The 12,795-nt window shown below is 43.4% G+C and carries 9 protein-coding genes; 8 read left to right on the forward strand and 1 reads right to left on the reverse strand.

The window, feature by feature from the left end:
* The first annotated feature begins 149 nt into the window (after positions 1-149).
* Together PSYCG_RS01680 and PSYCG_RS01685 are read left to right on the forward strand one after the other, a co-directional pair.
* Positions 150-2,351: a PhoX family protein gene (locus PSYCG_RS01680; RefSeq protein ID WP_020442685.1), complete on the forward strand. Its 2,202-nt coding sequence runs from the start codon at positions 150-152 to the stop codon at positions 2,349-2,351.
* A 230-nt stretch (positions 2,352-2,581) separates the two neighbouring features.
* The gene (locus PSYCG_RS01685; RefSeq protein WP_020442686.1) at positions 2,582-4,045 is read left to right on the forward strand and encodes an esterase/lipase family protein; all 1,464 of its coding nucleotides are present in this window, start codon (positions 2,582-2,584) and stop codon (positions 4,043-4,045) included.
* Between the two features lie 244 nt (positions 4,046-4,289).
* On the opposite strand, the gene PSYCG_RS01690 is transcribed toward PSYCG_RS01685, so the two are convergent.
* Positions 4,290-5,270, reverse strand: a complete 981-nt coding sequence (locus PSYCG_RS01690; RefSeq protein WP_020442687.1) for an Hsp33 family molecular chaperone HslO — start codon at positions 5,268-5,270, stop codon at positions 4,290-4,292.
* A 550-nt stretch (positions 5,271-5,820) separates the two neighbouring features.
* Between PSYCG_RS01690 and PSYCG_RS01695 the strand changes: the two genes are divergently transcribed.
* The 6 genes from PSYCG_RS01695 to PSYCG_RS01720 all read left to right on the forward strand — a co-directional run bounded on the left by PSYCG_RS01695 (position 5,821) and on the right by PSYCG_RS01720 (position 12,747).
* Positions 5,821-6,813 (forward strand): glutamate/aspartate ABC transporter substrate-binding protein, encoded by a 993-nt coding sequence (locus PSYCG_RS01695; protein ID WP_020442688.1) that lies wholly within the window; start codon positions 5,821-5,823, stop codon positions 6,811-6,813.
* Between the two features lie 109 nt (positions 6,814-6,922).
* A complete protein-coding gene (locus tag PSYCG_RS01700; protein WP_011512705.1) occupies positions 6,923-7,669 on the forward strand; it encodes an amino acid ABC transporter permease in 747 nt (248 codons plus the stop codon).
* The gene (locus PSYCG_RS01705) at positions 7,666-8,334 is read left to right on the forward strand and encodes an ABC transporter permease subunit (protein WP_011512706.1); all 669 of its coding nucleotides are present in this window, start codon (positions 7,666-7,668) and stop codon (positions 8,332-8,334) included. The genes PSYCG_RS01700 and PSYCG_RS01705 overlap by 4 nt, the downstream gene beginning before the upstream one ends.
* A gap of 183 nt (positions 8,335-8,517) precedes the next feature.
* Positions 8,518-9,237, forward strand: coding sequence for an amino acid ABC transporter ATP-binding protein (locus tag PSYCG_RS01710; RefSeq protein ID WP_041772397.1), 720 nt, complete (start codon positions 8,518-8,520; stop codon positions 9,235-9,237).
* A gap of 178 nt (positions 9,238-9,415) precedes the next feature.
* A complete protein-coding gene (locus PSYCG_RS01715; RefSeq protein WP_020442690.1) occupies positions 9,416-10,651 on the forward strand; it encodes an FAD-dependent oxidoreductase in 1,236 nt (411 codons plus the stop codon).
* Positions 10,652-10,992: 341 nt separating this feature from the next.
* The gene (locus PSYCG_RS01720; RefSeq protein WP_020442691.1) at positions 10,993-12,747 is read left to right on the forward strand and encodes an AMP-binding protein; all 1,755 of its coding nucleotides are present in this window, start codon (positions 10,993-10,995) and stop codon (positions 12,745-12,747) included.
* Positions 12,748-12,795: the final 48 nt, after the last annotated feature.

The following is a 12,795-nucleotide window of genomic DNA, read 5'->3' on the forward strand; positions in this document are numbered from 1 at the left end:
CACATTACTATCAAATTGGCATTTGGTTTTCAACATACTGTCATAAACACTCAGTAGACTTAGGCATAATTCGTATTTTGGTGATTGCAATTACAAGACTGCAATCAACTCTCTCATGCCAATCAAGCCTAACAGCAAGGTGACTGATAATGACATTATTGAATAGCAAACAACCACTTGCCCATGAAGTCGTTGAAGATTCTAATCCGACCAACAATATCGATTTTCAAACCATTATTAGTCGTCGTTTAAATCGGCGTAGTATCCTAAAAGGTGGCACAGGATTAACAGCGGCGGCGTTTTTTGGCGCGCTACCTTTAGTCGGCTGTAGCGATGACGATGATAGTATTCCTGCCAAAAATAATGGCAATGATGCTGCTGTCCCTGCACAAGGTGATCTCAAACGTCCCGAAACTTTGAAGTTTACAGCAGCGGCGCATTCGACTGCCGAAACGATGAGCGTGGCAGCAGGCTATAAAGCCGAGATGATATTACCACTTGGTACGCCGCTAATATCTGGTATTGATGACTGGAAAGACAATCGAGAGCAGTCGGCTGAGTCATTCGAGTGGCGCATGGGTGATAATCATGATGGCATGTGGTTTTTTGGCAAAAAGGGCAGTACCTATGACCCCAAAGCGTCAGAGAATGGGCTGCTGGTAATGAATCATGAATACGTAAACAGTAGTGAGCTGAGTCCGTTTGGCTATCATGTTATCCAAGATAACAACGCCGCGCCCATCTTTCAAAATCGTCGACTTGCTAGCGACGTGCGCCGTGAGGTTAATTGTCATGGGGTGGCGGTGGTCGAGATGAAACGCCGCGCTGATGGTATGGGCTATGAGATGGTGGCTGATTCGAAATATAATCGCCGTCTCACGAGTAGTAGTACGGCGCAGTTGACAGGACCCGTTGCAGGTTCTGATTTGGTCAAGACTAAGTTTGATCCGACAGGCTTTCAGACTCGCGGCATCAATAATAACTGCGGTGCAGGTTTATCACCTTGGGGCACTTATCTGACCACCGAAGAGAACTTTTTAGGGGTATTTGCCCGTGGGCAAGATGCTAGCCAATTAAGCGCTGGGCATAACTATGGTCGCGAACGCTACGGGGCAACGGAAAACTTCCCTGGTTGGGAATATTTATGGCATACCCCTGATGCTAAAGATGCCAAGATAAGCGATGAGTTTTCACGCTGGGATATGACCGCCGCTAGTGCTAGCGCTGCAGACGATTATAGAAATGGCTTTAATACCTTTGGCTATATCACCGAAATTGATCCTTTTGATCAGAATTCCATACCGCAAAAGCGCACGGCACTAGGGCGTTTTGCTCATGAAAATTGCGCCTATGCTCCTGTTGAACAAGGCAAACCGGTGGTTTTTTATATGGGTGACGATGCTCGGGGCGAATATATCTATAAGTTCGTCTCCAAAGCCACATGGTCAATTGCTGATATCGGCGGTGGATTAAAAGCAGGTGATAAGTATTTGAATGAGGGTACGCTCTATGTTGCCATCTTTAATGAAAATGGCCGGGGTGAATGGAAAGCGTTGATTCACGGTCAAAATGGACTGGATGTCTCCAATACGGTCTTGCCTTTTCATGGACAAGATGAGGTGTTGGTCTTTGCTCGTGCAGCAGCAGATGTGGTCGGTGCCACCAAAATGGATCGACCAGAGTGGGTGTCGGTCAGTCCTATAACGGGCGATGTATATGTGACATTGACCAATAATAAATATCGCGGCGTACGTGATGATCAGCCACTTTCAGCGCCCAATCCGCGCAGCTATAATACTGGCGGCAAAGCGCGTGGTAATGACAATGGTCATATTATTCGCTGGGCAGAAGCAGGGGGCGATCATGCGGCAACCAGTTTTGAATGGGATATTTATTTATTTGCTGCGCCGAGTGATTTTTCAGCAGAAAACTTATCACAATTAAATGACAATAATGACTTTTCTTCCCCCGACGGCTTATACTTTGATCCACGTGGCGTTCTATGGATTCAAACAGATGACGGTGCTTATACCGATACCAGCAGCTGTATGTTGCTAGCAGCGCTACCGGGCAATGTCAGCGATGGAACCTTCACTACTACGTCAGCGGGGCAACAAACCCGAGTCGGCATGCCTGCCAATAATGACAATATCAAACGTTTCTTCGTCGGTCCGGAGGGCTGTGAAGTCACAGGTATTACGATGGCCCCAGACTTTAAAACCTTATTTATTAATATTCAGCATCCGGGTAATACGTGGGGCGCTATTGCTGGAGGTAGTACACCACGCTCAGCCACCGTCATGATTACTCGCGAAGATGGTGATGTCATACTGGCAGAGTCGTTTGTCTAGTTAGACATTTGCATTAGTAATGATAGCTCTTAATAAACACAAAAATCCCAAAGCCATGGCTTTGGGATTTTTGTGTTTTAGGCAGTAGTTACTAGTGTGCAATTTTTGATATTGAATAATTACATGGCTTTTGACAATAAAGATACTTGATAGTTAAATCATTCTCTTCTGTTTATGACCATTACAGGATAGTATGGAAAATTCCTTTAACTGTTTGATATGTCAACACTATGCTCAGTCCAAAACCTTTAGAAACTATCCATGATTTATTTGCAACGACTCGGCGTCCTTCTGATGAGCAATCTGCTATCGATATAGGATTTCAAGGCGATGTCTATGAGGAACTGGATAAGCTTGACTATATCTATGTGGATGAGCTGACTGAAAAAAGCGTGAATCATACTGATATTCAACCGTATCAACCGCTCTCATTGGTTGGTTTTTTTGAAGGATTGGCACAGCTTGCGACTATGGGTGTGGTCGAGGTGACTGACATTGTGGAAGCCATCCACCGCGAGATATTACTGCGTCCTTTAGGGCGGTTTAATAAAGGAAATGTCGAGCGCTGGCAACAAGGTATCACGGGACGCATCTATGGTACAGTACGTCAGGCGATGCAACTGATTGGTAATAATTTAGCCTCAGGTCTGCACCTTTATAATACTGTTTTAAAACCCAAAAAGGTGAGACTATTACCAAAGAACTTGCGGCGCATGGTCAATATCCTAAACGGAGTGATGGGCGATCATCTGATTACGCATCAAAATCCATTAGCAGTATCGATGGTGCTGTATGATACCAATAATCGGGTGCAAAGCGCTGTATTGTCAGGGCGCGTTATTATTCTATGCCATGGACTTTGTTTAAGCCACTTAAGCTGGAAAGTATCTGGTGAGAATAATCTGGCAAAAGCGCTCATGTATAGCTTGCCATCAGCGACTGTCTTGTACTTAAATTATAATACAGGTCGACGTATCTCAAGTAATGGACGTAGCTTTGCTCAAGTGTTGCAAGATTTGGTTGAGAATAACCCAGACATCACCCAGATTGATTTGGTCGGTCATAGTATGGGCGGTTTGGTAAGCCGTAGCGCGCTGTTTTATGGCAAAGAGCAAGGTTTTAGCTGGGTCAAAAGGGTGAGCAATCTGGTGACTTTAGGGTCGCCGCATCATGGCGCAAGTTTGGAGCAGATTGGGCATTTTGTCCAAGATAAAATCGCTAAATTGCCCTTTGCTGGGTCATTGGCAAAGCTTGGTGATATGCGCAGTGCGGGTATCATTGATCTGCGTTACGGCAGTATTCGAGATGCAGACTGGCAAGCGTTAGAGGGGCGTAGTGTGCTACCAGCAGATTTTCGTCATCCTACTCACTTGCCATTGCATGTGAATACCTATCTGGTAGCAGCAGTGATGGTCGAGACCCATTTTGAATTTAAGACCACAAGTTTATTGGGCGATGGGCTGGTTTCGGTAGAGTCAGCACTGGGTGAGCATACCGAAGAGCATACGCTGGCAGTGCCAGAGGGGCACAAAGCTATTTTTTATGGGATAAACCATATGAACTTAATCTACAGCGATAGAGTACATCAGCAAATCATTGCTTGGCTCTTGGATGATAGATTAGGCGATGCACATGAAGCAAAGTATGCGCTGAACCCGCGTATTTATTCTTATCCAGAAACCTATGAGGTTTAGAATAAGAGATACAAAATAATCAGACTAATGCTAAAAACCCTCAAGCATCATACTTGAGGGTTTTTTTATGACTGACTATAGTGAATTCAGTATTAAAACGAGACAGTAGGACTGAGATGAATTTTACGCAGCCTCTGTCAGCGTAGGCACAGCACGCCAGAAAAATTTATACCAGTACTGCGTTGGAATATAACGTATCTGTTTTATTTGGAATTGACTATACTTAAATCAATGAGATAAAAGACTACTCAGCAAAAATCGCTGCCACATCGTCTTTATTAAATTTATAAATCTCACCGCAGAATCCGCAATCCATCTCAAAGGTACCGTTTTGCTCTGCAACGATATCCAATGCTTCTGTTTCGCCGATTTGCTCGATTGCCATTTCACACTTTTCACGTGAACACGTACAACCAAACGATAACGAGATAGGATCAGGAGCAACGACTTTTTCTTCATGATATAAGCGATACAAAATCTCATTGGTATCAAGCGTGGTCAATTCTTCTGCTTTCAGTGTACGCGTCAATACAGACAAGCGTGTCCACAAGTCATCATCAATACCAGCATCTTCATTTTGCTCAACTTCGTAGGTTTCTTGAGCGGTACGCGGCAGCATTTGCACCAAGATGCCACCCGCTTGTAAACCATCAGATGCCAAATTAATCAGCGTTGGAATCTGTGCCGATTGCTTTTGATAATGCGCCAAGCAATCTGCCAAATTGTCATGGCTACGTTCAACAATACCTTGATATGGCTCGCCGCCATCCGGTTGGATATTAATAAATAATACGCCTTGACCAGTAGCGCCCAGTTCAGCAAACGCTTCTTTAGCATGCAGCATATTATTCCACGCTTGCACGTGCTCGTCAGTATCACCTTTCCAGCTGGCAAGGGCGCGGATAATACCGTTTTGATCACATTCAGCCATCGCCCAATTCAGCAAACTATCGCTATCTGATGATTGCAATTGAATCGACAAGCGACCATTGATTTTAACAGTACCAATCAACAAACTTGCAGCCGTCAACATCTCACCGAGTAAGCGTTTTAGTGCTTCAGGATAAGGCTTTTGCGCAATGGTCGTCGCATAGCTACGCGATAGGCGCACCACATCACCGCGCACCGGAGAGTCTTCAATAAAAAAGCGTTGGCGAATGTCGTTATCTTGCATCAGATCAGTATTTTGTTCAGGGGAATTCGGAGTTTGGGTATCTTGGGTCATAGGTCATTTATAAGATTAAGAAGTTGCTAGCTTTATGGGGATAGGTTCGGATTTATCAATCGTATCTATAGTAGATACACTTTTAAAAGAGTACAGGGCCACTGGGATTAATATTCGCAGCTTCTTTTTGCGTAGGCACAGTCAGCAAGCAAAATTGACACCAGTAGCACCTTATAATTTTTTATTTCTTTTATTTAGGACTGACTATAGTAGATTGTTGACGTAAGAAATGATGTTTATAAAAAATGAATTTCTCTATTAGCCTTATCAAATACGTACCTATATTAATGACGTTAGAGCTTGTTTTATTTAGGGATTATTATCTTAGATAAATTAAAAACCGAAAATAGTCAGCTGAGTAAAAAAAGTTTACCCTCGTCAGTCAATTTGTTGTACAGTAACATTAAGTTGCATAGTGATAAACAACAGCAACAGCACGGATGCATAGCAATAGGGCCCATAAACGCAAATTTATAGCGTTTTTCTACGGTTTCTATCGCACTTAAATGTCATTCCAATCTTGTGGCAATGTGATAAAAGGACATATCTCATGACTTACTTTCTTTCTACCTCTATATCCAAACCATTAACGTTAGTTGCCTTAATGGCACTAGCTCTAGCAGGCTGTAACAACAATAGCCAAACCAGCAATGAGGCGACGCCAGCAGATGGAGCAACCACCGAGGCGACGGCAAATACCAACGGCACCTTAGATAAAATCAAAGAATCAGGCACCATCGTCGTCGGTCACCGTGACTCTTCTATTCCGTTCTCATACATCGCTGATGATCCAAATCAGCCGATCGGCTATGCTCATGATTTAGAGATGAAAGTGGTAGAAGCTGTCAAACAAAAGCTGAATATGCCAGATCTAAAAATCCGCTATAACCTTATTACCTCACAAACACGCATCCCATTAGTACAAAATGGTACAGTGGATTTTGAGTGTGGTTCAACAACCAACAATGAAGAGCGTCAGAAACAAGTCGCTTTTTCTAACGGCTTCTTTGAAATCGGTACGCGTTTATTGACCAAAAAAGATTCAGGTATCCAAGGTTTCGATGATTTAAAGGGTAAAACCTTAGTCACGACTGCAGGTACAACTTCAGAGCGTTATATTCGTGAATACAACGATGATAAAAAGATGGATATCAATGTCATCTCAGCAAAAGACCATGGCGAAGGTTTCTTGATGCTAGAAAACGGTCGTGCCGATGCCTTTATGATGGATGATGTATTGCTAGCAGGCGAAAAAGCCAAAGCAAAAAATCCAGATGAATGGGTCATTGTCGGTGAGCCACAATCGTTTGAGATCTATGGTTGTATGATGCGTAAAGACGATCCAGAGTTTAAAGCCGTGGTCGATGAAGCACTAGCCAATGTCTTTAAGTCAGGCGAGATCAATAGCATTTATGACAAATGGTTCTTAAATCCAATTCCACCAAAAAATGTCAATCTAAAGTTTGAGATGTCAGATAACTTAAAAGCATTGATTGCCAATCCACATGATAGCGATCAGCCAAAAGTAGCGACTGCGCAATAACGCTTCTTGTCCCTCAACATAGCATGCTTACGCGTTCAGATTGTTTGTCAAATAGTTTGATAGCAGTCTGAAAGCGTGGGCTTTTTAACCGTTGCTCGGAGAGACAATTATGAATTATAGCTGGAACTGGGGTGTGCTGTTTGAGCAGACCGGTATCGGTAGCGAGCTGTATATCCATTGGATGATTACTGGTCTTGGCTGGTTGTTATTGATTGGCAGTATTGCATGGGCAATCGCCATGGTGGTTGGTACTATTTTTGGCATCATGCGTACCTTGCCGAATAAAGGCGCACGTGCTATCGGTACTGCTTATGTGACGTTTTTCCGCAATATCCCTTTATTGGTACAATTATTTTTCTGGTTTTATATAGCTCCAGGTTGGCTCACCCCATCCATACAAGAGTGGTGGTATAAAGACTTGTCTCCCAATACCTCAGCCATGCTGTCAGCCAGTATCGGTCTTGGTTTATTTACCGCAGCTCGTATTGTTGAACAAGTACGTACTGGTATCGAGTCACTACCTCAAGGGCAGATCAATGCTGCCTACGCACTTGGCTTTAGTATCCCACAAGCCTATAAAGAAGTACTGCTGCCACAAGCGTTTCGAATTATCTTACCGCCGCTGAGCTCAGAGCTGACCAACTGCTTTAAAAACGCCTCAGTTGCGTCTTTGGTTGGGGTAATGGAGCTGATCAGTCAGACCAAAACCATCAGTGAATATACTCAAAACAGTCTTGAGATTTATACCTATGCGACCATTATTTATCTGGTGTTTAATCTGTCTTTAATTGCCATTATGGGGCTAATTGAACGTAAATTGCGTGTGCCTGGGCTAATTGCAGGGAGTCAAAAATGAATATGACCGAACTTGCAACTGCCTATCCCGGTTTGATGGGTGGCATGCTGACTACTTTAAAAGTATTATTTTTAGCAATCTTAGGCGGTCTCAGCTTAGGAACGGTATTGGCTTTGATGCGTTTGTCTGGTATCAAAGCGCTTGAGATACCTGCAAAGCTATACGTCAATTATTTCCGTTCTGTGCCATTGCTGCTCGTGCTGCTCTGGTTTTATTTTGCCGTACCGATGATTTATTTTTGGGTCGCTGGTAAATATCTGCAACTCGATACAGCCTTTACCTCGTGTGTAGTCGCTTTTATGATGTTTGAAGCGGCATATTTTTCAGAGGTGGTACGTGCGGGTATCCAATCTATCGGCAGTGGGCAGGTTAACGCTGCGAAAGCGCTTGGCATGACCTATGGGCAAACGATGCGCTTGATTATTTTGCCGCAGGCGTTTCGCAAGATGCTACCGCTGATTTTACAGCAATGTATTATTTTATTCCAAGATACGACATTGGTTTTCGCGATTGGCTTGACGGATTTTTTCCGTGCCGCTTATGTACGCGGTGAGCTGATGGGTTTATTAACGCCCTATATATTAGGAGCAGGCGCTGTTTATTTTATTATCAGTTTGAGTGCCTCTATTGGCGTACAACAAGTACAAAAGCGTTTAAGATTCTAATGATCTTTAATAAATTCGTATCGAAACCTGTACGTTAAGAGCTATATTTAATAATGATGAAAATAATGTGGTTAGGAGCCAGTGATGAATGAGCCAGTAATGAATAATACTGACACGTATATAAATGAATTTGGCGGACTGGTCACTAACACTGGTCATGCAAGCGATGAAATCGTCATCCAAATGAGTGATGTGAGTAAATGGTATGGTGATTTTCAAGTGTTGTCTGGCTGTAGTGCCCATGTGCATAAAGGCGATGTCGTCGTCGTTTGTGGTCCATCGGGCAGCGGCAAGTCGACCTTGATAAAAACGGTTAATGGGCTAGAGCCTTTTCAAAAAGGCGAGATTATGGTCAGCGGTATCTCCGTTGGCGCGCCAAAAACCAACTTGCCAAAATTACGTAGTAGTGTCGGTATGGTCTTTCAGCACTTTGAGCTGTTCCCGCATCTGACGATTGTTGATAATTTGACTGTCGCGCAAATCAAAGTGTTGGGACGTAAAGAAGCGGAAGCCAAGCAAAAAGCCATGGCATATCTAGACCGCGTCGGGCTAACGGCGCAAGCAGCAAAGTATCCAGCTGAGCTGTCCGGTGGGCAGCAGCAGCGTGTCGCGATTGCACGTGCGTTAGCAATGGATCCAGTGGCAATGCTCTTTGATGAGCCAACTTCAGCACTTGACCCTGAGATGATTCAAGAAGTGCTTGATGTCATGGTTGAGCTAACCCGTGAGGGCATGACGATGATGTGTGTTACCCATGAGATGGGCTTTGCCAGTCAAGTTGCCAATCGGATTATCTTTATGGATGAAGGTCATATCGTTGAAAATTGTAGCAAGGATGAGTTTTTTGAAAGCGCGAGAAGTGACCGCGCGCAAATGTTCTTATCAAAGATTCTCAATCATTAAGGCAGTCATTTAGAGTTGATTTATTTAGAGCGCCTATTAATAGGCGCTTTTTTTATTGTAAGCGACTTTATTAACGCCTACGTGAGTGAATACCTGTTTACTGATATAATGGCAGCCACTATCATAAACAGCCACTATCATAAAAACAATATAATCTCTCATCTATCATGGAGTCAGTATGAGCAAAGAAGCTACATTTCCTATTACTACAGCAACAGACGCCAAAGGTATTGTCATCATTGGTGCAGGTTTAGCCGGCTGGCATGTGATTGATGCCATTCGTGCCAAAGACAAAGAGGTGTCGATTACTCTAATCACCACAGACAATGGCGATCGTTATCATAAGCCGATGCTTACCATGGCAATCAGCCAAAACAAGCAGGCATCAGACTTGGTACGCGCGACTGGCGCTGATGCGGCAGAAGCGGCACAAGTGACCTTACTTGCCAATACGCAAGTCACGGACATTGATGCTGCTGCGCAAACGGTACAGCTTATCTCAGCGCTGCGCTCAGATCCTGTTTATACCAATTATGCAACCATCAGCTATGACAAGCTGGTCTTAGCGATGGGTGCTCATCCTATTTTCCCTAAGAGTTTGCCGCAAGATTTGGTATGGCATGTCAATCATATTGAGCGTTTTGGGCAATTGCAAGAAAAGCTTGCCATTGGTAGTCAGCACGTGGCGATTGTCGGTGCGGGTATGGTAGGCACTGAGATTGCTGAGGACTTGCTCAAGGCAGGTCATGAGGTAACCTTAATTGATTTAAATAATGCGCCGCTATCACAAATGCTACCGCCAAAAGCGACTGCTCGTATTGCCAAAGCAGTGCAGTCGCAGGGTATTAATTTTTTAGGCGGTTATCAAGTATCCGATGTCATACGTAATGATGACGGCAAGCTGCAAGTTAGCTATGAGCTATTTACTCCTAACGGAGAAGATACAGATACTCAGTCATCTGAGATGTTAATCGTCGACCATGTGATTGCCAGCACGGGTCTGACCGTTGATGGTAAATTACCAACTGCAGCTGGAGTTGAGTTCAACCATCGCACTGGTATCGTAGTAGATGCACCAACACTACGAACCAATACCAATAATATTTATGCGATTGGTGATTGTATGTCTATCAATGGTGTTGCCTGCCGTTATGTAGCGCCACTACGTGCGCAAGCAGCAACGATTGCTGATGATGTATTAGGTTTAGAGCATAGCGGTTATGAGCATAAGCCACCGATGATTCGCTTAAAGAATAAAGCCATCTCAGTGATGGCAACGGGCGTGCCGCAAGCAAACGGCAACTGGCAAGTAACCACTGAAACTGAAGACGAGCTTATTATGAATTTACTCAATGATAATAATGAAGTCAGCGCGACCGTTACTATTAAGGCGCCGCCAATTATATCAGCGTAGTAATTATCAAATTGCCTGTAGTTTATGGTCTTAGCTTGTTAAACATGCATCATGTTTTTAAGTTGAAGATACTCTAAAATTTAGTGCTAAAAAAAAGCCAGCCACTTATACATAGCGTGACTGGCTTTTTTGTGTCAAATATCTGCCATATTTTTATGCTATCTTTAATAAACCATTACCATTGGGCTCTAATTAAATGATACGTATTGTATTACTATTATTGACAGCATTCGATTTAAGGCGGTATAGTAGCTAACGCTAGTCGAGACCTGTTCAAGGAAGAATGAATGGGTGGCAGGCGACTAATAAGCATTATAAAAAGTAAAACGAAAGGACTCGTTATGACTCAAAATATCCATTTTGATACCATTCTAAATAATATCCCCTCTATCAATATGGGCGCACGTTCGGCAAATGCGCCATTGACTCAAAGCTATGATAAAGGTCCTGATGTGCCGCTGATTGAAGCGACCATCGGTGATTTCTTTGATGCTATCGTCTCCAAATATCCTGAACGCGAAGCGCTGGTCGTCTGCCATCAAAATATTCGCTGGACATATCAACAGCTGCAACAGCAAGTCAATCAGTTAGCGAGCAGCATGATCGAAATGGGACTTGAGATTGGTGACCGTATCGGTATCTGGTCGCACAACAATGCTGAATGGCTTTTGATGCAATTAGCAACTGCCAAGGTTGGCATCATTTTAGTCAATATCAATCCTGCTTATCGTGTTTTTGAGCTGCAATATGCGCTAAATAAATTGGGCTGCTCGGCATTGGTGCTCATGCGCCATTTTAAAAGTAGTGACTATGCCAGCTTAATCCGTGAGATGTGTCCTGAGATTTACCACAAAAATTACACTCAACTGGATTTGGTCGAGATTCCAACGATTGAGCGCATCATTTGGATTGATGAACCAAACAGCGATGAAGAGTTTGGGTTTATGCAGAAGTTTTCTGCATGGATGGCAGAAGGTGATGCCAATGATCCGCGTATCGCCGAGCGTCAAGCTCAGCTTAAAAATACTGATGCCATTAACGTACAGTTTACCAGTGGTACAACGGGCACACCGAAAGGCGCAACTTTAAGCCATCGTAATATATTAAATAATGGCTATTTCATCGGTGAAGCGATGAATTTCACTGAAGAGGATAGACTGTGTATTCCAGTGCCTTTATATCATTGCTTTGGTATGGTGCTTGGCAATTTAGCGATTCTCACGCATGGCGGTTGTATCGTTTATCCAAATGATGGTTTTGAGCCATTATCGGTATTACAAGCAGTTGAACAGGAAAAATGTACAGGTTTACATGGCGTACCGACGATGTTTATCGCTGAGCTTGATCACCCTGAATTTAAAAATTTCGACTTATCGACCTTGCGTACTGGCATTATGGCAGGCTCTAGTTGTCCGATTGAGATCATGCGCCGTGTCATCGATGAGATGCACATGAAAGAGGTCACCATTGCTTATGGCATGACTGAAACCAGCCCAGTATCCTGTCAAACCAATGAACATACGCCACTTGATAAGCAAGTCTCGACCGTGGGACTCGTGCAGCCAGCGCTTGAAGTCAAAGTAATTGATACTGAAACAGGTGAAATTGTGCCCTTAGGCGAAACTGGCGAGTTACTCACCCGAGGTTATTCGGTGATGAAAGGCTATTGGGGCAGTCGCTTTAAAACGCGTGAAGCCATTCAAGATGGCTGGATGCACACCGGTGACTTGGCGACTATGGACGAAGATGGCTATGTCAAAATCGTCGGTCGTAGTAAAGATATGGTTATCCGTGGCGGTGAAAACATCTATCCGGTTGAAATCGAAAACTATCTATATCGTCATCCTAAAATCCGTGATGTGCAAATTGTTGGCGTTCCTGATGAAAAGTATGGTGAAGTATTGGCTGCTTGGATTATACCTAAAGAAGCTGGCAGCTTAACGGAAGAAGAAGTACGTCAATTCTGTAGTGAGCATATTGCTCACTATAAAGTGCCAGCCTATTATCGCTTTGTGACCGAATACCCAATGACCATCACTGGTAAAATTCAGAAATATAAAATTATTGAGCAGATGAAAGAAGAGTTAGGATTATAAAAAATTGAGCCGTTTTACTTCTTATTTTACTAATAAATTTTTCAGTAA

Origin of the sequence: Psychrobacter sp. G, from assembly GCF_000418305.1 — a bacterium.
Lineage (GTDB): Bacteria > Pseudomonadota > Gammaproteobacteria > Pseudomonadales > Moraxellaceae > Psychrobacter > Psychrobacter cryohalolentis.